General features: G+C 69.2%; 23 protein-coding genes. 17 read left to right on the forward strand and 6 right to left on the reverse strand.

Annotated elements, in window-relative coordinates; translation table 11 throughout:
- Window positions 1-208 precede the first annotated feature (208 nt).
- The 4 genes from V5A19_RS02295 (at window position 209) to V5A19_RS02310 (ending at window position 4,054) form a co-directional block, all read left to right on the forward strand.
- Window positions 209-469, forward strand: coding sequence for a hypothetical protein (locus V5A19_RS02295; RefSeq protein WP_332327682.1), 261 nt, complete (start codon window positions 209-211; stop codon window positions 467-469).
- A gap of 116 nt (window positions 470-585) precedes the next feature.
- Window positions 586-2,022 (forward strand): methyl-accepting chemotaxis protein, encoded by a 1,437-nt coding sequence (locus tag V5A19_RS02300; RefSeq protein WP_332327683.1) that lies wholly within the window; start codon window positions 586-588, stop codon window positions 2,020-2,022.
- Between the two features lie 156 nt (window positions 2,023-2,178).
- Entirely contained in the window at window positions 2,179-2,736 is a 558-nt protein-coding gene (locus tag V5A19_RS02305; protein ID WP_332327684.1) for a hypothetical protein, read from the forward strand.
- A 163-nt stretch (window positions 2,737-2,899) separates the two neighbouring features.
- Complete coding sequence (locus tag V5A19_RS02310; protein ID WP_332327686.1) at window positions 2,900-4,054, forward strand: GGDEF domain-containing protein; 1,155 nt, start codon at window positions 2,900-2,902, stop codon at window positions 4,052-4,054.
- 5 nt (window positions 4,055-4,059) lie between these two features.
- Here V5A19_RS02310 and V5A19_RS02315 read toward each other — a convergent pair whose 3' ends face one another.
- Window positions 4,060-4,575: a hypothetical protein gene (locus V5A19_RS02315; protein ID WP_332317691.1), complete on the reverse strand. Its 516-nt coding sequence runs from the start codon at window positions 4,573-4,575 to the stop codon at window positions 4,060-4,062.
- 53 nt (window positions 4,576-4,628) lie between these two features.
- On the opposite strand from V5A19_RS02315, the gene V5A19_RS02320 reads away from it, so the two are divergent.
- Entirely contained in the window at window positions 4,629-4,835 is a 207-nt protein-coding gene (locus V5A19_RS02320; protein ID WP_332317692.1) for a hypothetical protein, read from the forward strand.
- Window positions 4,836-5,307: 472 nt separating this feature from the next.
- Here the strand turns inward: V5A19_RS02320 and V5A19_RS02325 are convergent, their stop codons facing one another.
- The 3 genes from V5A19_RS02325 to V5A19_RS02335 form a co-directional block, all read right to left on the reverse strand.
- A complete protein-coding gene (locus V5A19_RS02325) occupies window positions 5,308-5,682 on the reverse strand; it encodes a DUF2237 family protein (protein WP_332317694.1) in 375 nt (124 codons plus the stop codon).
- 86 nt (window positions 5,683-5,768) lie between these two features.
- Complete coding sequence (locus V5A19_RS02330) at window positions 5,769-8,333, reverse strand: hypothetical protein (protein WP_332317695.1); 2,565 nt, start codon at window positions 8,331-8,333, stop codon at window positions 5,769-5,771.
- A 529-nt stretch (window positions 8,334-8,862) separates the two neighbouring features.
- Complete coding sequence (locus V5A19_RS02335; protein WP_332317696.1) at window positions 8,863-9,531, reverse strand: FAD-binding oxidoreductase; 669 nt, start codon at window positions 9,529-9,531, stop codon at window positions 8,863-8,865.
- 268 nt (window positions 9,532-9,799) lie between these two features.
- On the opposite strand from V5A19_RS02335, the gene V5A19_RS02340 reads away from it, so the two are divergent.
- Window positions 9,800-11,998, forward strand: coding sequence for an ATP-binding protein (locus V5A19_RS02340; protein WP_332317697.1), 2,199 nt, complete (start codon window positions 9,800-9,802; stop codon window positions 11,996-11,998).
- A gap of 561 nt (window positions 11,999-12,559) precedes the next feature.
- On the opposite strand, the gene V5A19_RS02345 is transcribed toward V5A19_RS02340, so the two are convergent.
- Window positions 12,560-13,885, reverse strand: a complete 1,326-nt coding sequence (locus tag V5A19_RS02345; RefSeq protein WP_332317698.1) for a M18 family aminopeptidase — start codon at window positions 13,883-13,885, stop codon at window positions 12,560-12,562.
- 242 nt (window positions 13,886-14,127) lie between these two features.
- Here V5A19_RS02345 and queA point away from each other — a divergent pair, with 242 nt between their 5' ends.
- The 8 genes from queA to V5A19_RS02385 all read left to right on the forward strand — a co-directional run bounded on the left by queA (window position 14,128) and on the right by V5A19_RS02385 (window position 22,523).
- Window positions 14,128-15,165 carry a tRNA preQ1(34) S-adenosylmethionine ribosyltransferase-isomerase QueA gene (queA, locus tag V5A19_RS02350; RefSeq protein WP_332327687.1) on the forward strand — a complete coding sequence of 346 codons (1,038 nt, stop codon included), beginning with the start codon at window positions 14,128-14,130 and terminating at the stop codon, window positions 15,163-15,165.
- A 117-nt stretch (window positions 15,166-15,282) separates the two neighbouring features.
- Window positions 15,283-16,407, forward strand: a complete 1,125-nt coding sequence (tgt, locus tag V5A19_RS02355; RefSeq protein ID WP_443081399.1) for a tRNA guanosine(34) transglycosylase Tgt — start codon at window positions 15,283-15,285, stop codon at window positions 16,405-16,407.
- A 270-nt stretch (window positions 16,408-16,677) separates the two neighbouring features.
- Window positions 16,678-17,013 carry a PAS domain-containing protein gene (locus V5A19_RS02360; RefSeq protein WP_332327688.1) on the forward strand — a complete coding sequence of 112 codons (336 nt, stop codon included), beginning with the start codon at window positions 16,678-16,680 and terminating at the stop codon, window positions 17,011-17,013.
- Between the two features lie 45 nt (window positions 17,014-17,058).
- Complete coding sequence (locus V5A19_RS02365; protein ID WP_332317702.1) at window positions 17,059-18,228, forward strand: hypothetical protein; 1,170 nt, start codon at window positions 17,059-17,061, stop codon at window positions 18,226-18,228.
- A gap of 561 nt (window positions 18,229-18,789) precedes the next feature.
- Entirely contained in the window at window positions 18,790-19,533 is a 744-nt protein-coding gene (locus V5A19_RS02370; RefSeq protein ID WP_332317703.1) for an SDR family NAD(P)-dependent oxidoreductase, read from the forward strand.
- Between the two features lie 215 nt (window positions 19,534-19,748).
- Window positions 19,749-20,129 carry a photoactive yellow protein gene (gene pyp / locus V5A19_RS02375; protein ID WP_332317704.1) on the forward strand — a complete coding sequence of 127 codons (381 nt, stop codon included), beginning with the start codon at window positions 19,749-19,751 and terminating at the stop codon, window positions 20,127-20,129.
- Between the two features lie 106 nt (window positions 20,130-20,235).
- Window positions 20,236-20,991: a WbuC family cupin fold metalloprotein gene (locus V5A19_RS02380; RefSeq protein WP_332317705.1), complete on the forward strand. Its 756-nt coding sequence runs from the start codon at window positions 20,236-20,238 to the stop codon at window positions 20,989-20,991.
- Complete coding sequence (locus V5A19_RS02385; protein ID WP_332317706.1) at window positions 20,988-22,523, forward strand: cryptochrome/photolyase family protein; 1,536 nt, start codon at window positions 20,988-20,990, stop codon at window positions 22,521-22,523. Before V5A19_RS02380 ends, V5A19_RS02385 begins: the two co-directional genes overlap by 4 nt.
- A gap of 65 nt (window positions 22,524-22,588) precedes the next feature.
- Here V5A19_RS02385 and V5A19_RS02390 read toward each other — a convergent pair whose 3' ends face one another.
- Window positions 22,589-23,170 (reverse strand): nucleoside deaminase, encoded by a 582-nt coding sequence (locus V5A19_RS02390; RefSeq protein WP_332317707.1) that lies wholly within the window; start codon window positions 23,168-23,170, stop codon window positions 22,589-22,591.
- A gap of 240 nt (window positions 23,171-23,410) precedes the next feature.
- Here V5A19_RS02390 and queG point away from each other — a divergent pair, with 240 nt between their 5' ends.
- The 3 genes from queG to queC all read left to right on the forward strand — a co-directional run bounded on the left by queG (window position 23,411) and on the right by queC (window position 25,938).
- Window positions 23,411-24,532, forward strand: a complete 1,122-nt coding sequence (gene queG / locus V5A19_RS02395; protein ID WP_332317708.1) for a tRNA epoxyqueuosine(34) reductase QueG — start codon at window positions 23,411-23,413, stop codon at window positions 24,530-24,532.
- Between the two features lie 76 nt (window positions 24,533-24,608).
- Window positions 24,609-25,142 carry a dihydrofolate reductase family protein gene (locus V5A19_RS02400; protein WP_332317709.1) on the forward strand — a complete coding sequence of 178 codons (534 nt, stop codon included), beginning with the start codon at window positions 24,609-24,611 and terminating at the stop codon, window positions 25,140-25,142.
- Window positions 25,143-25,242: 100 nt separating this feature from the next.
- Window positions 25,243-25,938 (forward strand): 7-cyano-7-deazaguanine synthase QueC, encoded by a 696-nt coding sequence (queC, locus tag V5A19_RS02405; RefSeq protein ID WP_332317710.1) that lies wholly within the window; start codon window positions 25,243-25,245, stop codon window positions 25,936-25,938.
- The last annotated feature ends 21 nt before the right edge of the window (window positions 25,939-25,959 follow it).

Below are 25,959 nucleotides of genomic sequence, written 5' to 3' on the forward strand. Positions count from 1 at the left end.
CGGGGAAGATGGGGCGGACCGCGTTGGGGCCGGGGAGGAAAATGCCTATTGGCGATCCGGGTCGGGGCTGGTAGCCCCTCCCACAAGCACCCTCCCTGAATGAGGCGGATAGCCAATAGCTACCTTATCCGGTCCCCCCGATCCGGGCCATACTGCCTATTGCGGGCCGAGGTACGAAACAAGGAAGCGTCCCGGGGCGACTCAGACCATGCAGCGCAAAACCGCCCACCAGCTCATCGCCGACACTCGCCACCTGGTCGGCCAGGCGCTGACCCTCCAGATCCTAGACCCCGCCACCGACGCGCTCACCGCCCGCCGCGTCCGGATCGTGGCCAACGACGTCATCGTCAATCTCAAGCTCCCGGAGGCCGGGCGCGTCTGCCTGGACGTCTACGCCCGCTGTGAGGACCCGGAAACGGGCGAGGTATTGCACCTGAGCCTGGACAAGCTGAACAAGCAACGGGGCTGAAGGGCTATGCCCCGCAACCGACCGCATCCCGCCCGAAGGAACCACCCCGGACATCCCCCCGCCGTAACGTGCTATCTTTGCCCGCCGAACCGGCGGATAGGACCTAGGAGGGGTCGATGACCTGGTACGAGGCAGTGGCGCTGCGCATCCAGCAGCCCCTGGAGAAGGCGGGCATCGCCACCCAGAACCGGCAGTTCCTGCTGTTCTTCTCCTTTCTGTTCGTCTACATCGCCGCCTGGGCGGTGGTGATCTTCACCAGCATTGACGACTACCGCCCGGAGGTGGCCACGGCCTGGGAGCTGCAGGCGGCGGTGCACGAGGCCCTTGGGTCCGGAGCCGAAGCCGGCAGCGCCGGCGTGGACGGGCTGCTCGATACCCTGCGCGCCAGCCCCGAAGCCTCCGCCGGTCCGTCCGGCCGGGCCCTGCAGAAGCTGGGCACGGCCTGGGCGGATTACCGCGCTGCCCCCGGCGCCGAGGCCCGCGCCAGGGTGCTGACCGCCCTGCACGACCTCACCGGTTCGCTGCGGGCGGCCCGCAGCGCCAGCCTGGACGGCCTTCACCGGGACATGATCTGGATGGTGGTGGGGGCACTGGTCATCATCCTGCTGATGCAGTGGGTGGGCATCCGCTCCTTCATGACCGCCGTGGACCGGGTCCGCCAGGCGTTGGGGCAGGTGGCCCGGGGCGATTTCGGTCAGGAGCTGCCGGCCCGGGTCCAGAGCGACGAGATCGGCGCCATGGTGGCCGCCTACAACCGCCTCATCGCCAACCAGGGCGACACCCTGGGCCGGGTCCAGGACCAGGCCGGCAACCTGGAAGCCACCAGCACCACCATGGCCGGGGCGAGCGAGACCATCGCCGGCTCGGCCGAACAGGCCTCGACGGAGGTCAAGGAGGTGGCCCATTCCGCCGGCGAGGTGGAGCGGGTGGTGCAGGAGGTGGCGGCGAACACCCAGACCGTTTCCGCCAGCGCCTCGGAGGCCAGCTCCCGGGCGGGCGAGGGGCGCACCGCCCTGGGCGGGGCCAGCCGCCAGATCGGCGAGCTGCAGCAGGCCACCAGCCAGGTCGAGTCGCTCACGGGGACCATCCAGGCCATCGCCAGCAAGACCGACCTGCTGGCACTCAACGCCGCCATCGAGGCGGCCAATGCCGGCGAGGCCGGCACCGGGTTCGCCGTGGTGGCCGACGAGGTGCGCAAGCTCGCGGAGCAGACCGGCCAGGTCTCCACCGAGATCCAGTCGGTCATCGGCCGGCTGGCCGATGAGGCCAGCGACGCCGTTACCCAGGTAGGTCAAGTGGAGACCGCTTTCGACACCATCGAGGAAGCCATCACCGAGACCGACCGCATGGCGAACCAGATAGCCTCGGCGGCGGAGGAGCTCGCGGCGACCATGGGCGAGACCCGCCGCCACGTGGACGAGGTGGCCGAGAAGGTGGGCGAGGTCTCCGGCGAGAGCCAGCGCATCGAGACGGTGGGCCAGCAGCTCCAGGAGGCCGCCGGCGAGCTGGGCCAGACGGTGCAGCAGTACCGCCTGCGCCCAAGCAGCGGTTGACCGGACCTTTCCCGTTGCGCAGGAGCCACTCCTCATGAGCCGCGAGCAGCGGTCCTCCCCTTACGGCTTCTGGCAGCGGCTCGGCTTGCGCAAGGGGCTGGCGGTGGACATGGCGGCCTGGCCCCGGGTCTGGCGCTCACCGGCTGGATGTTCCACGTGGCCATGGTGCTGGTGGCGGCGGCCACCACCGTCCAGGCCCGCGCCCCCGCCCACCGGCAGCGCCGGACCGGGGCCCGGGCCGCCATCGACAGGCACATCGAGCAGTTCCTGGGGGTGCTCAAGGCCGATTACTGCCGCGGCAACCACTACGGTCGCCAGGGGCTGGAGAGCAGCTGGCGCTGGCGCAACGCCCTGGCCAGCCGGGCGACCCGGGTCCGGGGCGCTCTGGCGGCGGAGGACCGGGTGGCCTCGGAGGCGGAGGGGCGCCGGATGCTGGCCCTGCGCATCGCGGAGGCGGTGACCGCCGACCCCCACCGGGTCTTCGACAGCCCGCAGCCGCCCCGGTCCGACCTCGGGCACTCCTGCCGGCTGATGCTGGAGGAGTACGGATGGACGGTGGTGGCGCCGCCGCCGGAGTGCTTGCGGACAGTGGACCTTCCCACCGACAGCAGCGGCACGGCGGCCTTCCTGCGCCCCGAGCTGATCAGCCAGCCGCCGTCGCAGTCGGCGGTGGACGGCTTCGCCGGCGAGGTGGCGGGCGCCGTCTCTGGTTAAGCCACCCAGGACCGCCACCCGGGGCCGACTTCACCGCCCCTTGCGGCTTCAGGGCTTGGGCGCCACGGTAGCCGTCACGAGTCCGGTCGGGCTCCACCAATAACCGGGAGAAGGCGCCATCCGAGCGAGACCGAACCGCCCGCAGCGCCCCAGAGGAGCAACCGTGGCCCTAAGCGACTTACCCCATTGGCTCACGCTGATGCGGGGCGCCTTCCGCGACGTGGCCACGGCCGGCCACCATTCGGCCGACTTCCATTTCTATCGGGGCGGCCACCTGCTGTTGCGGGTGCGCATCTTCGCCCTGCTGTTCGCCGTGGCCACGCCGTTGTGGATCCCCGTGGCCATGTGGCTGCTGCCGGGGGAAGGGCTCTTCGCCATGGGCGTGGGCCGGGTAGTGGCCGGGGTGGCCTTCCTGGGCGTGGCGCTGCTGTGGCCGACCCAGCGCTCGCGGCTGAACGGGATTGCCGGGTTATGGGCGCTGGTGATCATCCTGCTGGCCTTTCACCTCTACGCCCAGATCCTGGTGGGCGGCACCATGGCCCAGCCGGGCCTGATCGGCTACACCACCCTGCCGCTTTTCCTGGTGGCCTGCACCGCCCTATTCCCGCTGACCACGCTGGAGAGCCTGCCCCTGCTGGCGGTGATCATCGGCCTGGAAGGGCTGACGGTGGCCCAGAACCGCGACCTGCTGGGCGAGGCCTCCATGGGCATGCTGTGGGTCACGCTGCTGATGGGGGGCTTCGCGCTGGTGGCCCAGGCCGTCCACCTCTACATCCTGATGCTACTGCACCGGCAGGCCAGCCTCGATCCCCTGACCGGCCTGCTCAACCGCGGTGCGCTGTTCCGCCGCATCCGGGAGGACCTGACGGCGGGGCGGGGGTCGGCGGGGCCCTTGACCCTGGTATTCATGGATCTGGACCGCTTCAAGGTGATCAATGACCACTACGGCCATCCCGTCGGCGACGAGGTGCTGGTGTATCTAGCCAACCTGATCAACCGGGAGGCCGGCCCGGAGGACCTGGTCGCCCGATTCGGCGGCGAAGAGTTCCTCATCGTGGCGCCCAACCGGGACCTCGACGAAGGCATGGCGCTCGGCGAGCGCATTCGGGCCGAAGTCGCCCGCCACCCCATACCCACCCAGGGTAGCGACCTTGCGGCCACCGCCAGTCTGGGGGTGGCCCGGTGGGATCCGCTAACTCAGAGCCCGGAGACCCTGATCGACACGGTGGACGAAGCCCTCTACAGCGCCAAGGAGGAGGGCCGCAACCGCGTCATCCGGGCGGGCCAGGCGGAGCTGCGCCCGGCCGGCTCCGGGTAACCGGGTCAATCCTGCGGCCTGGGCTCGTAGACCACCTGGAAGGACTTCACCTCGTAGCTCTGGGTAATTACCACCAGCCGAACCCTTTTGGCGTCCTGGCGCCACGTCACCATGTAGCCGTCGCCACCGGTCTCCCGCGTCACCGGCTCGCCGTAGTGCTCCGACATTGCATCGCGCACCCGGCCGGCGAGCTTGAGACCGCGGCTGAAGGCCATGTCGCCTTCCAGGTGCCGGTCCAGGATAACCCGCTGAAGGCCGCTTCGGCCGAAGTAGAAGCGGGCCGCGTAGGGATCGGGGCCAAGCGCCACCCGCTCGATGGTCACGCGCAGCTCGCCGCCGGCCGGTCCCTCCTTACCGGCGCGCTCGCCCTTGGGGACCGGGGTCGCTTCGGGGAAGGCCTGGAGCACCTCCTCGGTGGTCATGCCGGTCTCGGCGCCTTCCCACAGGGGGATGCCGGCGGGGACGGCGGCGGCCGCGGCGGGCCCGGCCAGGGCGAGGAGCAGGATCAGGGCTCGGAGCAAGGCGTCCCTCCGTAGGGGCAATCGGCCATTCCCTCGGACCCTCGGGGAAAAGCATGGAAGACCACGACGAGCAGGCCCTCCGGCGGCAGCTGTACGCCATCGCCGCCGAGCTCGGAAAGGGCAAGACCATCGACCACCTGCGCGACGGCTACGCCGCCCTGCTGGAGGAGGTCCTGGAGGCCGCCCAGGACGACATCGGCCGGAGCGCCGCCGAATCGGCGGTGCGCTCGGCGCTCACCCGTGCAGGGCTGGAGGGGTGAGGGAGCAGGCGAGGCGCACTCGGCGGTTCTGGTCCCCTCTCCCCTCACCCTGCCCCTCTCTCCGAAGGGGAGAAGGTATCTTTTGTTTAGGGAATGAGCCGGGTGCCGTCTGCTGGGCCTTTCCTCTCACTGGCTATCCGCCTCATTCAGGGAGGGTGCTTGTGGGAGGGGCTACCAGCCCCGACTGGTATCCGAGGCCCTTCCTGTCGCGGCCAATGGCCTCTCCCACAGGATTCGAGCCCGGATCCCGGCCTAGTCCTTGACCGAACCGGATAGCCATATTCCTCTTCCCCTCACCCTGTCCCTCTCCCCCAAGGAGAGGAGGGGATCCTGAGGTTGGGCGCCAGGGCCTATTCGCCGCTCGCCGTGCCCTACCTTTTCCCCTCCAAGGGGAGAGGGCCAGGGTAACCGCTAACGCGTCGCCCCGGCGTTTTTTTGATCGGCGTAACTGAGCCAGGGTTACAGGGGCAGTTCAGCCGTCGATGGCGTGGGCCTTGAGGTCCGGCAGACGGACCACCTCCAGGGCGTTCTCCTCGGTGGCGGCGAGGCGCACGTTGGGAGCGCAGCCCGCCTCGAAGGCCTCCTGCCAGCGGGCGGCGCACAGGCACCAGCGGTCGCCGGGCGCCAGACCGGGGAAATTGAACTCAGGCACCCCGGCGGTCAGGTCGTTGCCGCGAGCGGCGCTGAATTCCAGGAATTCCTCGGTAACCTCGGCGCATACCGAGTGGTTGCCCAGGTCCTGGACGCCGGTCTCGCACTTGCCGGTGCGGTAGAACCCGGCGGGGGGGTCGATGCCGCAGGGCTCCAGCTGGTCACCCAGGACATTGCGGAACTTGGTTTCGGACATGATGGCTCGGTTTAGTTGAAAACCGCACCCTCCTTAAAGCAGGGAAAGGGCGCGGGAAGGGTCAAGGCTCGGTTAAACCCCCGAGTCTAGTCAGCCTCGGCAGGCTCGTCCATCGCTGACTGGGCCGGGTGGATGCGATCCAGGGGTCGGCCGAGGCGGCGCAGCCCCCACCCCAGCAGCCACAGCATCAGCACCGGAACCGCCACCGCCTGGATGGTTAGGGCCACTCCCTGGCCGCGCAGGGCCGCCCCCTGCTGCTCCGGGCCACTGTCGCCTTCGGCATGGGCCTGGGCACCGGCCACCGCCTCGCCCACGGGCAGGAAGGGGCCCACGGCATCCGCCATCGAGCCCGCCAGGGGCAGGAACAGGTGGAAGGCCAGGGCGAAAACCGCCAGGCGGCTGCCGAAGCCGGCCAGCTTGTCGGCCACCTGGGTGTCCCGCCACAGCCCGGGGATGATCAGCACCAGCCCCGCGGTCAGCACCACCGGCAGGGCGAAGGCCCAGGCCACCCGGCCCACCGTCTCCAGGATTCCCGCGGCGAGCGCACCCACCACGCTCAACCCGGCGGCGTGCTGGGCACCGCTGGCCAGGCCGGGGTCCTGCCCGGCCGCGCCGGTCACGGCCGCCTGCACCGCTTCCAGGCGCCCGGCGGCGGCCCGCTCACCGAGCGCCTGGGCCTGCGCGCGGGCGTCGGCCATCCCGCCCAGCCCCAGGGCCTGCAGGCGCTCCAACAAGGGATCCAGAAGCACCAGATGGGTCCCGGTGGCGAATACCACGGCGGCGACAGCGGTCACCACCGTGGCCCCGATGGGGAAATTCCGGGCGGTGCGCGCCTCGCTTTCCTCGAATTCCGGCCGTGTGAGCACGGCCAGATAGGTGGCCCAGGGGAAGACCAGGGCTACCGCGCCCCACCATGCGGGCACCCGCAGGGTACCCCGGCGGTAGCGGCGCAGGGCCAGCAGGAAGGCACCCAGCACCCCGGCCCAGCCCATGACCACCAGGAGCGGCAGCAAGGCCCCCAGGGCGTCGGAACGGTCCGCCGCAAGACCTTGCAGGCCTTGCAGGGCCAAGGCCAGGAGGTAGAGAAAATCCAGAACCAGGCCGGGCAACGCCGCCCAGGGGATCCGGCTGGCGGGGACCTGCTCGGCCAGATCGGGATCCGGCTCAGCGGGGGGCTCGGGCTCCCGTTCAGGCTCGGGCGCCGGCTCCGGTTCAGGCTCGGGTGCCGGCTCGGGCTCGGGCGCCGGTTCGGGTGCGCGCTCGGATCCCGGCTGGGGCCCGGCGGCCGGAGCCTGCGGCTCGGGCGCTGATGGAGCCCAGGGATCGGCCAGGCCCATGGCCTCCTCCAGGTTCTGCTCGGCCTCCGCCAGTTCCCCGTGAAAGGGCTCCGCCGACTCGGGCTCGAGGGCTTGGGTTTCCGCTTCCAGCCCCTCGGCCTGGGGGGCGTCATCCTCCCTTTCCAGCCCCTCGGCCTGGGGGGCGTCATCCGGGCGGAGTTCCGCGGCAGGCTCCGGCCCGGCTGCATCGGTCTCGCCCTCGTCGGGCGGCTCGGCCTCCAGCATCTGCCGCAGCTCGTCGGTGCCTTCCTCGGGAGCGATCGGGGCCGGTTCGGGCTCGGCGTCTTCGGATTCGGTGGCGGCGGGCTCCCCGCTGTCCTCCTCGGGCTCCGGTCCCTCGGGGACCTCCGTGGCCCCGTCGAGGCCCTCGGCCAGGTCGATCTCCTCGGTCACGGTTTCCGCGCCGGCTTCGGTTTCTTCCGACGGGGCCGAACCGTCATCGGGCGGCGCTGGCTCCTCGGCAGCTCCCTCTTCGGCGCCGGCGGCGTCCCCTGCCGCTTCCGCCGCGTCACCGCGTCCCTCGCTTGCGGCCTCCGACGGCTCCGCCGCCGGCTGGCTCTCCGGCTCGGCGGCAAGCTCTTCCCCGGCGGGGGGCTCGCTTACGGTCTCGGTGGCGATGGCCTGGCGGTAGGGCTCGAAGCTATCCTCCGGCTCTGCGGCCTCAACCTCCGGTTCTTCGGCGGCCTCCGACCCGGCCTCGGCGACGGGCTCGACCGCCTCGCCAGCGAAGCCCTCGGCTGACTGCGGGGCGCCTTGCGGGGCCATATCGGACCCGGGCCCGGCTTCCTCGCCGGGCTCCTCCTCCGGCTCGACGGCCTCGCCGTAGCTTGCGTAGACGTCCTCGAGGGTGTGGAGGTCCTCGGCGGACAGCATCAGCGCCGCGTAGTCACCGGCAAAATGCTGCCAGCGGATGGCGGTATTCAGGCGACCGTTGAGGTGGTCGATCCGCTCCTCGGGCAGTTGGGGTAAGAAGGCGATCCCGCCCAGGGGAGATTCCTCGGGCAGGCCGGATTCAAGGCCGGAGCGGGCGGCGCGGGCGCTACCGGCGCGCCGGCCGAGCTCGAGCATGCTGCGGGCGAGGTCGGTGTCCAGCTGGGTATCGAGGGCCAGGCCTTCGGCGGCCTGGATGCTGACCCCGGAGCCGGCGTCCGGATCCACAAGGACGGCCTGGAGCTGATCGCGGTCGGGCGAGGTGACGAAGAAGGGCGGGGCGCCGTCGGCGTCAGGGAAGTCCGTTCCCCGCTCCCAGACGCGCGCCCCCAGCTGATCGAGGGCTTGGCGGACCTGAGCGAGGAGGCGGTCGTTTTGGGCCATGGCGGCTCCCGGACACGAATGGTTTCAGCGCCCCCTGGGGGCACCGGGGGCGACACTGCTGGGCGGCCGTAAGCCACGCCGCCCCTTCCTCTGGGCTTATCGATCAGGCGGAGCACAACTTGAGGCGGGTGGAGGTGACCTTCGGCGCGGATTCGCCGGGAGCCGGCCAAGGGAACCTCCTTGGGCCCGGGGCCAGAGGGACAAGGCCCGCTATCCGGTGTCAAATGCCTCTAGCCCGTTTCAGGGCCAATTCGTTCTGACCGAGCTTCCCGGTAAAGCGAACGGGTCAAGGCCGAATCCGGACCGTTGCGTTCCCCTGGACAGGGGTTCTGGGAGCCCGGCTCTGCCGGGGGAGGCGTTGGATGGGCCGCGGACGGGAACCAACGGCTCGCCCGGTAAATGGGGCTCGTTCGGTCGACGGTGCCAGCCTCTTGGCTACTGCCTTGCCAAGCGCCCCGATGATGCACCTGGCCCGTTAGCACGAATTTGGCCTGAGGGCGTTTAGCCGCCAATTGCCCGCCACTCCCGGTCAGCTCTCGAACAGCACCTGCTCGGCGCCGGCACCGAGCTCGCCCAGGGCCTCGTTTACAGCGTCCACGAAACCGGGCGGGCCGCAAACGTAGAAGGCCTGGTCGGTGGTACCGATCATTCGGGCCAGGTAATCGCGATCCACCAGGCCGGTCTGGTCGCAGAGGGCGCCGCCGGCCTTGCTGCACAGGAAATGGCAGCCTTCGCCCAGGTTATGTCGAAGCTCCTGGGCAGTGATGATGTCGGCGGCCTTGCGGTTGGCATAGATCAGGCGGTGGCCGGTCAACCGATCCCTGCGCGCCAGATCCCGCAGCATGGCCAGGAAGGGGGTAATCCCGGCGCCGCCGGCGATGAAGGTGCCCGGACCGCGGTATGTGAGGGTGCCGAAGGGCCGGGACAGCAGCACCTCGGCGCCGGGCTCGGTGCCAGCCAGCTCCCGGGTCAGGCCCTGATGCGCGGGATAGGTCTTGATGGTGAATTCCAGGACCCGGTCCCGGGGCAGCGAGGTGGGGGTGAAGGAGCGCCGCACCTCGGCCCAGCCGGGCCGGTCGAGGGCCATCATCACGGCCTGGCCGGGCTCGAAGTCGAAACCGGGGGGCCGCTCCACGATGTAGCGGCACACGTCGTGGGTGACGAATTCGGTCATGAGGAGGGTGGCGCGGTAGTCCAAGGGGTTCTCCTTGTGGGGAGGCCGAATTGCGAAAGGCAGCCTGTGACCGCCCTGGGGGTACCGGGCCTGTTGATCTCACCCTGCACCGGCCGGCCCTCGCCGGCAACCGGGCTAGCCCTCCGGCACAATGTGACCACCGGGGCAAAACGGACACGCGTGCTTCCCGCCCTGTTCCCTTTAACCCTGGACCTCGATGGCCACGCCATGAAAAGTATGGGGAAAGGGGCCTCATCTTGGGGATCATTTTGGCGGCCGAAAGGGGAAAGGAATGACCGATCCGCAGCCCGATCCGAAACGACGGCCCACCGACCACCTGGCCGCGGAGGACTACAGCGGCTGGTCCCGCGCCGAGCTGGTCGCCCGGCTGCGGGCCCTGGAAGGCGGCCACGCGGAAGCTCCAAAGGCCAACCGCCCGCCTCATGGCCCGCGCGATCACCAAACCCGGTACGATCCCCAGCGCCAGCCCTCCGACCACCTCGGCGGCCGCGCTCCCATGGGTTATCTGGCGTTAAACCAAGAGGGGCGGATCGCCAGCATCAACGCCACCGGCGCGCACATGCTAGCAAGCAAGTCCCGCCCGCTCGAGCTCGAGGGCGAACCGCTGTCGGCCTACCTGGACCCCACCGATGTCCAGCCCTTCTATTCCTTTCTGCAGAACTTGTTCCGGACGGATCAGGCAGCGAGCATCGAGCTGCGGTCACCGACCTACCTCGCACTGCCACCCCGGTCCCTGGTCCTGGAAGGCCTGCCCCCCAGGGAAAATCATCACGGTCAGCCGGTTGTGCGGCTGGTGCTGACCGACATCACCGAAACCAAAGCCGCCCAAGCCCAACAGAATCGGGCCAACCTTGCCCTGCGCAGCCTCAACGCCGTGCACAAGGCCGAGCAGGAAACCGCCGATCCCCAGGCCTTGCTCTACCGGGTCTGCGACTACCTGACGTCGTCGATCGGCTTCCGGCTGGCGGTGGTCATGGTTCCCAGCGAAAAGGATCCGGAAGAGCTGGAAACCGCCACCTCAGCGGGTCCGGACCGGCTCCTAGCCTGCGCTATGGACCCGGCCACCTGGGACCTGCCGCCAAACGCCGCCGGGCCCCTGAAGGCCGCCGCCTGTTCGCGGTCTCTGGTGGTGAAGGCGCGCCCCGGCGACCCTCCAGAAGGGACCCAGGGAGCCCAGGACCACACCGACTGCCTCCACCTGGGGTCGGCGGCAGCTCTGCCCTTGCGAACCGAAGAGGGCCTATTGGGTGTGCTGGGCCTCTACTCGGGCCATCCCGGGGCTTTCGATGCGGCCGAGATCGCCTGGCTGGATGAAGTCGCGGCGGAGACCGCCCTGGCCTGGCGCAATCTGGAGCTTCGCCGGGCCCGGGCAGTGTTGGAGCAGGAACGAAGCTGGCTCACCCAGATTCTGGACGCCAGCCCCGATTGTGTTGCCATAGCCGACGCCCAGGGCAAGATCCTGTACCGCAACCAGGGGGCCCTGAGGCTACTCGGATATGCCGCCGGGGAGCTGCCGCTGGGCTTGTCCATAGAGGCGGCCTACGCTCCGTGGGCTACTGATCGGCTGCGAGCCACGGTGCTCCCCGCGATTCATGAGGTGGGCGTCTGGCGCGGGGAGATGGCCCTGCTTTCCCGGGAGGGCCGGGAGGTTCCCATCTTCCAGATCACCATCGGCCACCACGACGAAAACGGCGAGCTGGTGCGCCTGTCCATGGTGGGCCACGATTTGTCCGCCTTGAAGCAACATCGTATGGACCTGGAGCGCCAGAGCCATCTGGCCGCCCTTGGTGAGCTGGCCTCGGTGCTGGCTCATCAGGTCAATCAGCCCCTGACCGCTGCCACCAACTTCGCCGAAGGCACCCGGAATTACCTGGAAGCCATGGAAGCGCCCCCCGACTTCCTCCGCTCCGGTCTGGACCACATCCTGGAGCAGACCCACAAGGCCGGCGGCATCGTCCAGTCCCTGCGCAATTTCCTGCAGGGGGGCAAGCCCCAGATCCAGCCGGTGGACCTCAACCACCTTATCCGCGAGGTGGTGCCTGCCGTTTCCTATCAGGGCCCCGAGGCCCCTTACCGTTTCTACCTGGACCTGGAGCCGGAGCTTGCCACCGCCCAAGCCGATCCCATCCAGCTGCGGGAGGCGATCCTGAACTGCCTCAACAACGCCGTCGAGGCCATGGCCGAGGCCCCCCCGGCCGACCCGGAAGTGTGCATTACCACCCAGACCACCGCCGAGTGGCTGGCGATCCGGGTGCGGGATCGGGGCCCAGGGCTGCCGGAGGAGCTCCAGAAGGGCATCGACCGCCCCCTGTTCACCACCAAGGCCTCCGGCCTGGGGCTGGGCCTTTCCATTTGCCGTTCGATCATGGAGGCCCACGGCGGCCGGTTCTGGGCCACGGACAACACCGACGACCGGGGGGCCACCTTCCACATCCTGCTGCCGCTGGGCACGGGTGAGACGCCAGATTGAGCGACCACCGCCGCTTCCCGGTCCTCAACCACCGGGATGCCTCCCCGCCCTGCCTTGCCGTGGGGGGCTCGCCGTTTGCCGGCTCCGCGAGTGCCGTCCACAAGGCGGCTCGTCATGTCAAGCCTGCCGGCCACCCCGGCAACTCAGTAGCCTACGGTTAATTTTCTGATTTTTAGGCTTTTTTATTGCCTAAAAATTAGGCAGGGCTACCTAACTTCCCGGCTGCCTGGGCTATGGCTTCACTTCTCCACAACGTTTTCCACAAGCTTCGGGGAAAACTGCCCGGCTTCGCGAATCGATTGAAAAACCCGAGCGACCCGATGGGGTTTGGTCAGCGGGCTTCGGCCTCGCCCTCCCGGGGGCCGACCTTCCCGAATGGGCCCCGCAAACCGCCTTGAACGCAAGGGCTTTCCACCACCCGGTGGAAGCGGATGCGAAGGGAAAAGGCCTTCGCCAAAGCTCAAGGACTTACAGTTATTTTATTGTTTTAAATGGTTTTTGACTGATTACGAGATAGGCAGATCTTTTCCAAAAGCAGCGCGGCAAACCCCACAGGCCCCGTTACGAGCCGCTCGAGCCTTCGGCGTAGAAGCCCTTGAGCACCTCGATAAGGGCGCCCTGGTCCTCGCCTCCGGCGCTCTCGCGCACCGAGTGCATGGCCCACATGGGGTTGCCCACATCCACCGTGCGCAGGCCCAGGCGCGCCGCCATCATGGGGCCGATGGTGGACCCGCAGGGCAGGTCGTTGCGGTGGATGTAAGACTGGTGGGGCACCCCCGCCTGCTCGCACAACCGGGCGAAGTAGGCCTGGCCCAGCTCGTCGCTGGCGTAGCGCTGGGCGGCGTTGACCTTGATCACCGGGCCCTCGTTGACCCGGACCTGGTGCTGGTCGTCGTGGTGGCGAGGCCAGCTGGGGTGGTAGGCGTGGGCCATGTCGGCGGAGACCAGCCAGCTGCCGGCCAGGGCCGCGCGGTAGGCCTCGGCGTCCAGGCCCAGGGCGGCGCCGATGCGCTCCAGAACGCTCTCCAGGAAGTTGCCGGCCGCCCCCTTGTAGGACTCCGAGCCCACCTCCTCGTGGTCGAACAGCGCGGCCATGGCCACCCCCGCCTCCGGGCCGTCGTCGGGCAGGGCGGCGAGGGCGGCGTGGCAGGAGGCCAGATTGTCGAGCTGGCTGTCGGCGATGAACTCGCCTTCGGGGCCCCAGAAGGCCCCGGGCTGGGTGTCGGCCACCGCCAGGCCCCAGGAGCACAGGTCGTCGGCGGCGACCCCGGCGGCCTCGGCGAGCAGGCCCCGGAAACGCTCCTCCGGCGGCAGCTCCTCGGAGACGGCGGCCAGGAACAGCGGCAGCTGGTCCTGGTAATCGAACTTGAGGCCTTCCTTGTTCACCTCCCGGTTCATGTGAATGGCCAGGTTGGGCAGGCGCACCAGAGGCCGGTCGAAGTGGACCAGGCGGGTGCCCAGGCTGCCGGGGGCGCTGTCGTCGCGCACCATGACCCGACCGGCCAGGGTCAGGTCGCGGTCGGCGAAGGAGGCCAGGATGGGGCCGCCGTAGATCTCCACCCCGAGGGCCGTCAGCGGGCCCTTGGCGTGCGCGGGGTTGGGCTTGACCCGAAACCCGGGGGAGTCGGTGTGGGCGCCCACGATTCGGAAGCCCGAGCGGCTCAGGGGGCTGTCGCCGATGCGGAAGGCGATCAGGCTGGAGTCGTCGCGTATTACGTAATAGCCGCCGCCGGCCTCCAGCCGCCACGGCTCGTCCTCGGCCAGGCGCCGGTAGCCGCGGGCCTCCAGATCGGCGGCGGCGTTGGCCACGGCGTGCCAGGGGCTGGGGCTAGCGTCGATGTAGGCCAACAGGTCCTGGGTGGCTTGCCGGCGATCCTGCTCGCTCATGGCTGGCGTCCTGCTGTGAGGAGTGAGGCGTGAGGGGTGAGGCGGAACGGCAACGGCCAAGGCTCGATCCGCAGATGACGCAGATTAACGCAGATGGGAAGGCAAAGGCACCAACCATTCCCGCGGTCTTTACGCCTTGCCGAATTTGGTATCTTATCTGCGTTAATCTGCGCCATCTGCGGATAACGCCGTCTTCGCCTTTTCCACCTCCCACCCCACTCCTCACGCCTCACGGAAACCCCATGCGCGTCGACGCGTTCGACTTCGAGCTGCCCGAGGAGCTAATCGCCCAGTACCCGGCGGAGCCGGCGGACAGCGCCCGTCTGCTGGAGGTCCGCCCCGACGGCCTGGGCGACTACGGGGTGCCCGACCTGCCCCGGCTGCTGGCCCCGGGCGACCTCCTGGTGTTCAACGACACCCGGGTGATCCCGGCGCGGCTGGTTGGCCACCGCGACAGCGTCGCCATCGAGGCCACCCTGCACAAGGCCACCAAGGACGACGGCGTGTGGCGCGCCTTCGCCCGCCCCGCCAAGCGGCTCCGGCCGGGGCAGGTCGTCCGCTTTGGTGGCGACCTGACCGCCGAGGTGCAGGACAAGGGGGAAGGCGGCGAGGTGGTGCTGGCCTTCGACCGCGGCGGCGGCTCACTGCTCGACGCCCTGGAGGCGATCGGTGCCATGCCCCTGCCCCCCTACATTCGCGGCGGCGAGGCCGAGACGGCGGACCGCGAGCGCTACCAGACGCGCTTCGCCGACAAGCCCGGGGCGGTAGCCGCACCCACCGCGGCCCTGCACTTCACCGACCGCCTCATGGGCGAGCTCGCCGACGCCGGCATCGGCTGGACCACCCTGACCCTGCACGTGGGCGCGGGGACATTCCTGCCGGTGAAGGCGGATGAAACCGCCGACCACGTCATGCACGCCGAGTACGGGGTGATCCCCGCGGCCACCGCCGCACGCATCAACGCCGCCCGCCGGGCGGGCGGGCGCATCGTGCCGGTGGGCACCACCTCCCTGCGCCTGGTGGAGGCGGCCGCCGACGACGACGGCACCCTGCATCCCTGGGCTGGGGAGACCGACATCTTCATCACCCCGGGCTACCGCTTCCGCATCGCCGATCTCATGGTGACCAACTTCCACCTGCCCCGTTCCACCCTGCTCATGCTGGTGGCGGCGTTCGCTAGCCTGGAGCGCATCAAGACCGCCTACTCCCACGCCGTGGAGGCGGGCTACCGGTTCTATTCCTACGGCGACGCCTGCCTGCTGCATCCGGGGGCGGATTGAACGGCCGGCCCAACCACGGAGGTCACGGAAGGCAGGAAGGAAAGGCCAAGACTTGCCGTTCCCCGTGTGCTCTATGACCTCCGTGGTAAATTCCCGCCTTTGGACCGCCTTCCAGAGCTGATCGTGGCCGACAACCCCGACTTCCGCTTCGCCCTCCTCGCCACCGACGGCGCCGCCCGGCGCGGGCGGGTGCACACCGGGCGCGGGCCCATCGACACCCCGGCGTTCATGCCCGTGGGCACCGCCGGCACGGTCAAGGGCCTGCTCACCGACCAGGTGCGCGCCACCGGGTCCCAGATTTTGCTGGGCAACGCCTACCACCTCATGCTGCGCCCCGGCGCCGAGCGGGTGGCCGCCCTGGGCGGGCTACATGCCTTCATGAACTGGGACGGCCCCATCCTCACCGATTCCGGCGGCTACCAGGTGCTGTCCCTGGCCGGTCTGCGCCGGCTGGACGACGACGGCGTCACCTTCCGCAGCCACATCGACGGCGCCTACCACCGCCTGACTCCAGCGTCCTCGGTCGAGGTCCAGGAACTGCTGGACGCCGACATCACCATGGTCCTCGACGAGTGCCCGCCCTATCCCTGCGACCACGACAACGCCGAGCGCTCGCTCGATCTCACCCTGCGCTGGGCGCAGCGCTCCAAGGACGCCTTCCACGGCCGCCCCGGGTTTGGGCTGTTCGGCATCGTCCAGGGCGGGGTCCATCCCGACCTGAGGGAGGCGTCGGCGCGGCGGCTGGTGGACATCGGCTTCCACGGCTACGCCCTGGGCGGCTTGGCAGTGGGCGAGCCCGCGGCGGAGCGCAACGCCGCCCTGGAGGTCACCACTCCGGCCCTGCCCGCGGACAGGCCGCGCTACCTGATGGGCGTAGGCAAGCCGTTGGACTTGGTCGAGGCCGTCGAGCGGGGTATCGACCTGTTCGACTGCGTGCTGCCCACCCGCTCCGGCCGGCGGGGCTTGGCCTACACCTGGGACGGCGCCGTGAAGCTGACCAATGCCCGCTTCCGCGACGACCCCGAGCCCCTCGATCCCACCTCCGACTGCCCCGCCAGCCGGGACTATTCCAAGGCCTACCTGCATCATCTGTTCAAGGCGGGCGAGGTCCTGGGCTGGACCCTGCTCACCTGGCACAACGTCCACTTCTACCAGCAGCTGATGGGCGCCATGCGAACCGCCATCGAAACCGGCCGACTCAAAGACTTCGCTGCCGATTTCCGGAACCGGCAGGTCGGTTAGGGCCCAGGCAACCCCCCAGCTCGCCCCAATGCCCCGGTCCAGGGTCACCGCAACCCGCCCATCCCGCCCGCTCCCCCACGGCCCACCCAAGCACGGGTTCGGCCTCAATGGCCACCAGCCGCCAAGCCCCTACCCCTATGCCCGTTTTGAACGAATTTGGGGTTGACGGCCCCATGGCAGGGTGTCAGATTAACTTAAAATCGTTCAAAACATTCATATAACCTCCACCATGGAGGAGGTCTCCTCGACCCGGGCGATGTGGAAAACAGCTTGGTCAATAGGAACCATCACGATCTGGACAACCTCGCCTTCGGCGCAGTGCCGGTGGCCAGCGCCGGCAGGGTCATGTCCTTCAACGCCGCCGAGAGCGATATCACCGGCCGCGGCCCCGAGGCTTTGAACGGCGAGAATGTGTTCGAGGCAGTGGCCCCCTGCACCACGGGCCCCGGGTTCCCAGGCAAGTTCACGGGTGGGATGCAAACCAGGAAGCTGGATACGGTCTTCGAGTACACCTTCGATTACCAGATGCCGGCCCCCAAGGTGGGGGCGCCCAAGAAGAAGGCGCTAACCGGTAATTCCTGCTGGATCCTGGTCAAGCGGGTGTAAGCCACCGGGCGCGGGCCCCGACTCCGCGCCCCCGGGAGATTAACCATGGCTTTTTCCGAACAATCCCTGTTCCGCATGCTGCGGGACCTTGTCGAGGACGAGCTGGCCCATTCCGGGGACCGGCCGGACAGTGCCGGCTGGAGCACGGTCACGACCCTAGACGGCCCCGAGGTGAGGTCCGACTCGCTTGACCTGACCACCCTGGCCACGGCCGTGAACGAACGCTTCCGGCTGCACGAGTTAAGGAACGAGGACTTCCTGCTCCGCTACCGGACGCTAGGAGACTGGGTCGGCCTGGTGCGGGAGGCTCTCCTGGAGGGCACGGCTGGCATGGCCTTCCGGACCTCGGGCACCACCGGCCCCGCCAAGCTGATCTCCCACGGCTGGGATGCCCTGGAGGCGGAGCTGAGGGCCCTCGAGCGGGTACTGCCCACTCCCCGTCGTGTTATCGCCTTGGTGCCGGCCCATAATATCTACGGCTTCCTCCTCACCGTTGCGCTACCGGAGCGATGGGGGGTTCCTGTAGTGGATGGGGAGGCCGCCTGGGCAACCGTCCACGCCGATCTACAGCCTGGGGACCTGGTGGTAACCATTCCCGAGCGCTGGCGCTACCTGGCCAGCGTGCGGGGTCAATGGCCGGAGGCGGTTGCCGGGGTGTCGTCCACGGCACACCTGGACACGACGGTTTATCGCCGCCTGCTCGACAGCGGCATCGAGGCCATTACGGAAATCTACGGGGCGACGGAAACGGGCGGCGCGGGCTACCGGCAGGCGCCCGGGGAGGCCTTCACGCTGCTGCCCCATTGGCAACGGGATGAGCAGGGACGACTGGTGCCGACCTCCGGCGCAACCGGCGAACCGATGGTGCCCATGGACCAGCTGCGCTGGACCGGGCAGCGGCAATTCCGGCCCGAAGAGCGCTATGACGGGGCGGTATCCGTGGGCGGCACCAACGTCCACCCGGAGGCCGTTGGCGAGGCCCTCTGCGAGCACCCATGGGTCCAAGGCGCGCAAGTAGCAGCCCAGCCCTCGGATCGGGGCGTGCGGCTGAGGGCCCACATTTCCCTGGCCAACGACGCCCCCGACATCCAGCAGGCGCGGGCGGTGCTGCGGCAGTGGATCGACGAGCGCTTCGATCCGTCCCGGCGTCCCCGGGCGCTTACGTTTGACCAGGAAGCGGGCGATACGGGCATTCCCGTCTCCCGCCGGCCCTAGCATCAGTCAGACCCATGGAATTGCATGCCGACCGGGATGTAACGCTGACGGAGCTCGAAGGCCTTGCTCGGGGCGGGCTCACGCTTTCCCTGCACCCCGGGGCCTGGCAAGCGGCAAACGAGGGCCATGACTTCGTCACCGGCTTGCAGCCCGGACACCGCCGGTTCTAAGGCCTCGCCATGGGCTTCGGACCCCGGGCGGGGGCGGCAACCACCACCCGCATCCTCAGCCTGGCACGGGGTCATTCCGGCATCCGCACCGCGGCCTCCAGAGCGGCTTCATGGGCCCCCAGGTAACCAGCTCGGCCCTGGTGGCGGACAAGCGCCACCAACGCCAACGACCAGGATGTGGTCACCATGGGCACCATCGGTGCCCGCCAGACGGCCGAGGAAGGAGGCGGCGCCTCCATGCCCTGGTTCGCCGGCAGGTCCCGCCGTTGTGCGCGGACCGGCCGGTGCCCAACGAGATTCAAAAAATTGCGGCGGTGCTGCTTGACCCCGGTCGGAATGCCGATCTTTTGGCAGACGGCAGGGCCGCCACCACCACGAGCGAGGCCGAACCATGCACCATGCCTTGATCACCGGCGCCAGCGGGGCCCTTGCCCGGGGCCTGGCGGCCCATCTGCACCAGGCTGGCTGGCAGCTGACGCTGGCCACCCGCGACGCCCAGTGCCTGACCGACATCCCCGAGGCCTGGCAGGCGCGGGTGGTTGAGGCGGATGTATCCGCGTCGGACGGCGCGGAGGCTGCCATGGCCGCCGCCAGCGCAACCAGCCCGCCGGACGGGCTCGCACACTGCGCAGGCAGCCGCCTTGTAAAGCCCTTACACGGCACTTCCACCGACGCCTACGCCGACTGCATGGCGGCCAACCTGGACAGCACCTTTTACACCCTCAAGGCGTGGGCATCCCGCTTACGCAAGACCGGTACCGGGGGCTCGGCGGTGCTGGTGAGCTCGACCCTGGCCGGCCGCGGCGTGGCCAACCGCGAGGCGATATCCGCCGCCAAGGCGGGCATCGAAGGCCTGATGCGCAGCGCCGCCAGCACCTACGCCCGTTCGGGGCTACGCATCAACGCCGTAGCTCCGGGCCTCTTGCGCGGCCCGGGCACTGAGGACCTTTTCCGCCACGCCGATGCGGAGGACCAAATCAGCGCCGAATACCCCCTCGGGCGCTATGGCCAGCCAGGGGATGTGGCCGCGGCCATGGCCTGGCTTTTGTCCGCCGAGGCCGGCTGGATTACCGGCGAGGTGCTGAACGTAGACGGCGGCTTCGCCCGACTGCAACCGGCGCCGGCGCGACGCTAGTGCCCCATCGCAGCGGGGCACCCATCACCCGGAGCTGCCGATGACCGAAGGCATCACCTTTGGCGAGTAAGACAGCTGCAACGCCATGTCGGACAGAGACGATGAGGCCGTCGACGACTTCAGCTTCGGGGCCATCCAGCTGGACAGCCTGGGTACGATCTCGCAGCACAGCGCCGCCGAAGGCGCCATTACGGGCTAACCACGCGAGGTCCGCCATGACCGAACGATTGCGCTTCGAATCAGACAATATTTTCAATGCCCTCGCCGACATGGACGGGGAAGCGATGAATAGCCTGCCTTTCGGCGTCATCCGCCTGGACCGCGAGGGCACCATCCTCGAGTACAACCTGACCGAGGGCCAGCTGACGGGAACCGACCCGCGGAAAGTGATGGGTCAGAACTTCTTCCGGGATGTCGCCCCCTGCACCGTCAACCCCCAGTTCTACGGGCGCTTCGTTGAGGGCCTGGAAAAGGGCGAGCTGGACACGGTGTTCGAGTACATCTTCGATCATCAGATGGCCACCGAGCGGGTAAAGGTCCACATGCGCAAATCCGGGGGCGAGGACTCGGTCTGGATCCTGGTAAAACGCCTCTAATCCCGCACGCCCGCTACCAGCTGTTATCGCCGCCCAATACATAAGGGCTCGCTGGCCCGCCTTGCGCGTAGCCGGCGCACGGCTCCCAACGGCGGGTTTCCCCGTCATGATGGCGGGGAAACCGAGCGGGAGGTCTCCCCTGGGCGAGGCCATCAGCGCCCGCCTGCTGATCACTTGCCGCGACCGGCCTGGGATGGAGACCGTGGTGTCGGGCTTGCTGAACCGCATGGGGGACACCATCTTGGCCCTGGATCAGCACAGCAACGCCGGCTACCCTGGCTACTCCGCCGGGCGCGCAGCCTTTCGCCGAGCCCGCCACGACCGTATTGTGACCTGGGGCAACCGAACGGTCGCTTTGGGAGATAACCGCATGAAACCGATCGACAGCGCCGACCTGGAGGATTTGTCCGCCCAGGCCGAAGCCAGCCACCGCCTGCGCGCCAACCACAACCTCCACGACGCTTTCACTGAGCCGGTTCAGCGCATGCTCAACGCCTTCGAGCCCGGCACCTGCGTGCGCCCCCACCGCCACGCCGGCCCGCCCAGGTGGGAGCTGCTTTTGGCGCTCACCGGATCGGCGGCCGGCCTGACCTTCGACCGCGCTGGCACGGTGACCGAGCGCTGCGAAATCACCGCCGGCGGCCCCCTTTACGGCGTCGAGATCCCGGCGGCCACGTGGCACACCCTGGTGGCCCTGGCGCCGGGAACGGTTCTGTTCGAGCTCAAGGAAGGGCCCTACCAGCCGCTGACGGACAAGGCGGTCGCCCCATGGGCGCCGGCAGAGGGCGAAGAAGCCGCCCCCGCCATGCGGCAATGGCTTGAAAACGCCCAGATGGAAGATCGCCCGGGGCCGTCCTTTTGAGCGCGCCTCGCATCCTGGCGGTGGTGCTGGGCGACCAGCTGGAACGCCAATCCAGCCTTGTGACCGGGCTGGATAGGGCCCGCGATGGGGTGTGGATGGCCGAGGTAGCTGGCGAGGCACAAACGGTGTGGTCCCACCGGGCTCGTATCGCCCTGTTCCTGGCGGCCATGCGCCACATGCGCGACGATTTGGACGCCGCCGGCTACACCGTTCACTACCGCCCCCTGGGCGAGCACGCCGAGAGCACCTTGGAGGCGGCCCTGGCCGCGGACCTGGCGGCCCTGCGCCCGGCCCGGGTGCAGGTCACCGAGCCCGGGGAGCACCGCGTCCGGCAGGCCCTGGAGCGGGCCGCCGAGGCGGCTGACTTGCCTCTGGAGATCGTCAGCGACGACCACTTCCTGTTCGACCTGGCCGCCTTCGACCGGTGGGCGAGCGACCGCAAGGCCATGCGCCTGGAGCATTTCTACCGTGCGGCGCGGCGATCCACCGGTGTGCTCATGGACGATGGCCAACCGGCGGGCGGGCAGTGGAATTTCGATGCGGCCAACCGCAAGGCCTTCGCAAAGGCGGGGCCACCGCCCCTCCCCGAGCCGGCGACGTTCCCGCCCGATGCCCTCACCGCCGGCGCTGTGGCCGATGTGCGCGCCCATTTCCCCAACCATCCCGGCGCCCTGGAGCCGTTCGACTGGCCGGTGACCCCGGACCAGGCGCGGGCCGCCCTGGCCGATTTCATCGACAACCGCCTGCCCGCGTTCGGGGACTTCCAGGACGCCATGTGGACCGGTGAGCCGTTCCTCTACCATTCGCGCTTGGCCGCCGCCCTGAACCTCAAGCTGCTCACCCCCGGGGAGGTTATGGCGTCAGCGGAGGCGGCCTACCGGGAGGGCCGGGCGCCGCTGGCGGCAGTGGAGGGATTCATCCGTCAGATCCTGGGCTGGCGGGAGTTCGTGCGCGGGCTGTACTGGCGCTTCATGCCGGACTGGCTGGACTGGAACGCCTTGGGCGCCGAGGCACCGCTGCCGGATCTCTACTGGAGCGGCGACACGGCCATGACCTGCCTGCGCGAGACGGTTAGCCAGACCCTGCAATACGGCTACGCCCACCACATCCAGCGGCTAATGGTGACAGGCTTGTTCGCCCTGCTGGCGGGCGTGGCACCCCGCCGGGTGCACGAGTGGTACCTGGCGGTGTACGTGGACGCGGTGGAATGGGTGGAGCTGCCCAACACCATGGGCATGTCGCAGTTCGCCGACGGGGGCCTGATGGCCTCCAAGCCGTATGCGGCCAGCGGCCGCTACATCCAGCGCATGAGCAATTACTGCCAGCACTGCCCGTTCGATCCCTCCCGAGCTACCGGCCCCCAGGCCTGCCCCTTCACCACCCTTTACTGGGACTTCCTGGCCCGCCACCGCGAACGCTTCGCGCACCATCCGCGCACCGCCCTGCAGTGGAAAAACCTCGAACGGTATTCGGGGCAGCAGCTGCGGGCAATCCGTGACCAGGCCGAAAGGGTTAGGGCCAGCCTCGGGTAGGGGATGTCAGGTTGGCTGAGGGGGCCTATCGGTGCGACGGGAAACCGGCCGGCGGGCGTACCGCCTCACGGATGATGCTGCCCAGGGTTGTATATGATTCCGCCGAGGGCCACATAGGCCCGCAGCACCGCGGTCGCCTCCTCGCGCAGAACATCGGTGGTGACGGCGATTCCCCGAGCCTGGAGCAGCTCCGCCCAGTCTGCCGGCTTAGGCCCCTCGTCGAAGCCGGCAGACTGGGCATCGGCGCTATGCGCGCCGCACACCAAACCGCGCAAGCCCGCCCAGAACAGGGCCCCGAAGCACTGCACACAGGGCTCGGCGCTGGTGACGAGCTCGTAATCCCGGTCGGCCTCCCAGCTCAAGTCGAAGCTGCCCAGGCGCTGCTGGGCCACACTCAGGGCCACCACCTCGGCGTGGGCGATGGACAGACCGTCAGCCAGCACCCGATTCACCCCCGACGCCACCAGCCGGCCGCTGGTGCGCTCGAACACGGCCGCGCCGAAGGGCCCGCCGCCGTGGGCGACATTGGCGTCGGCAAGGGCAATGGCCAGACGCATGCGGGCCTCGGCATCGGGGAAGCAGGCTCCTTCAGGGGCCATGGCGGCGACCCAGTCCGGGAGGTCGATATGGACGGCGGAATCGGGCATGGGACTTCCCGTGAGGCGTGGGGCGAACGGCGGAAACGGCGCTAGCCGCATAGGGCACAGATTACCGCATATCCTTGGGAACCGGCATCACCGCGGCAGGAACCTGACCCGTCTTGCCAACCTAATACAGTAGGCGAGGGCTTGCCGTCATCCGCTGCCATCCGCGACACCAATGAGGGACCGTCTCCGCCGTATCCGTTACGCCTCACACCTGACTCCTCACTTGTTACGGGGCCACCCATGACCGCCACCAAGGCCGCCATCCGCGCCAAGGCCTTCGAGCTGGGCTTCGACGCCGTGGGCTTCGCCGCCCCGGAGCTGAGGTGCCAAGCCAGCCAAGGCCTGCGCGCCTATCTGGCCCAGGGCCGCCAAGGCGACATGGACTGGTTGGCGCGCAACGTCGACCGGCGGGAGGACCCGCGGACGCTGTGGCCGGAGACGGCCACGGTGATCAGTCTGGGAATGAACTACGGGCCCGACCATGACCCTCTGGATGACCTGGAGGCCGGCGACACCGGCAACATCTCCGTCTACGCCCGGGGCCGGGACTACCACGATGTGGTCAAGAAGCGGCTCAAGCAGCTCGGACGCTGGCTCCTCCATGCCCACGGCGAGGACATCAAAGTGTTCGTGGACACCGCTCCGGTAATGGAGAAGCCCCTGGGGCAGGCCGCCGGCATGGGCTGGCAGGGCAAGCATACCAACCTGGTCTCCCGGACCTTTGGGTCGTGGCTGTTCCTGGGCGAGGTGTTCACCACCCTGGACCTGCCCGCGGACGAACCCGAAGGCGACTACTGCGGCTCCTGCCATGCCTGCCTGGACGTGTGCCCTACCAATGCCTTCCCCGCCCCATATGAGCTCGACGCTGCCCGCTGCATCTCGTACCTCACCATCGAGCACCGCGGCCAGATCCCGATCGAATTCCGGGCCGCCATAGGCAACCGCATCTACGGCTGCGATGACTGCCTGGCAGTATGCCCGTGGAACAAGTTCGCCGAGACCGCCCGCAACGGGTGGCTCCAGGCCCGCCCGGAGCTGGAGAGCCCCGACCTGGCCGAGCTGGCCCGCCTGGATGACGCCGGCTTCCGGGCCAAGTTCTCCGGCTCGCCGGTGAAGCGCCTGGGCCGGGACCGGTTCGTGCGCAACGTCCTGGTGGCGGTGGGCAACAGCGCCGAGCCCCGACTGGTACCGGTGGCCGAGGAGCGGCTGGACGACGACTCCCCCCTGGTGCGCGGCATGGCGGTTTGGGCCCTGGCCCGGCTGGCCCCCCAGCGCCTGGGCCAGTGGCCGGCGCGGCGGGACCGGGAGACGGATCCGGAGGTGGTGACGGATTGGGAGCGGGCGCTGGCAGGGAATGTGTAGTATACTGATTGTCCGGCCTCATCCCCTGATACGAGGCCACCACCCGCCGCCCGCTGTTGGGGCCAAGGACCGCCAAGTGGCCACTCGCCGATTCCGGGCCTATCTCACCGTCAGCCTCGACGGCTACATCGCCGATACCGAGGGCAGCGCCGAGGCGCTGGCGCCCTTCGCCGACAGCGACTCCGGCTACAAGGCCTTCTTCGACGCTGTGGATACCGTGGTCATGGGCGGGCGCACCCTGGAGCGGATGCGCCCCCGCAAGCCGTGGCCCTACACCGGCAAGCGCGCCGTAGTGCTGACCCGTGACGAGCCGGAGCCACTGCCCAAAGCCGGCTTCGAGGCGTTCGCCGGCGACGTCGACGAGCTAGCGACCCAGCTGGCCGCCGAGAAGGGCAAGGACATCTGGATCGCGGGGGGCGCCCGGGTGGTGGAGCAGTTCCTCGCCGCCGGCCGGCTCCATCAGCTGGAGCTGCTTCTGGTGCCGCGCCTGCTGGGCGGGGGCACCTCGCTGTTTGCCGCCAACGGACCGCTGCGACCCCTGCGGCTGGAGGCCAACCATTCCTTCGCCAGCGGCGTGGTCAAGCTGACCTACGTGCCGTTACCGAACTGACCGGGCGAACACCGCCGCCGGGATATGGGATAATGCGGAGCCCGGCGGCGAGCGCCGCCTCCAAGGGGAATATTCGGGACGGCAGCGAGGACGCATTCCCATGGCGACACTGGTGGTCTGCTCCGGCGGACTGGATTCGGTGACCCTGGCCCACAGGGTAGCCGCAGAAGGCGATCTGGCGGGCCTGGTGACCTTCGACTATGGCCAGCGCCATCGCAAGGAGCTGGAATACGCAGCGGCGGCAGCCGAAGGGCTGGGCACCCCCCACGACTTGGTGGATCTGTCCGTGCTGGGCCGCCACCTGACCGGCTCGGCGCTTACCGACGACGTCGATGTCCCCGAGGGCCACTACACCGCGGCCAACATGGCGCTGACGGTAGTGCCCAACCGCAACCCCATCCTGTTCACCCTCGCCTTCGGCATCGCCTCGGCTCGCGGCTGGGACGGGGTGGCGGCGGCGGTCCACTCGGGCGACCATTTCGTCTATCCCGACTGCCGGCCGGAGTTCGTGGACGCCTTCGCCGCCATGGAGCACCGCGCCCTGGAAGGCCTGGGCGAGGTTGCCTTCCATACCCCCTTCGTGACCTGGTCCAAGGCGGACATCGTGGCCGAGGGCGCCCGGCTGGGCGTGCCCTTCGAGGCCACTTGGTCCTGCTATCAGGGGGAGGCGGTTCATTGCGGCCGCTGCGGCACCTGCGTGGAGCGCCGCGAGGCCTTCTTCGAGGCTGGCGTCGCCGATCCCACGGCCTACGCCGACCCCGACTACTGGCAATCGGTCACCGCCGACAACGCCTGATCCCGTCCCGGCCCCGGGCAG

It is taken from the genome of Thiohalorhabdus sp. (assembly GCF_036628635.1).
Taxonomy (GTDB): Bacteria; Pseudomonadota; Gammaproteobacteria; order Thiohalorhabdales; family Thiohalorhabdaceae; genus Thiohalorhabdus.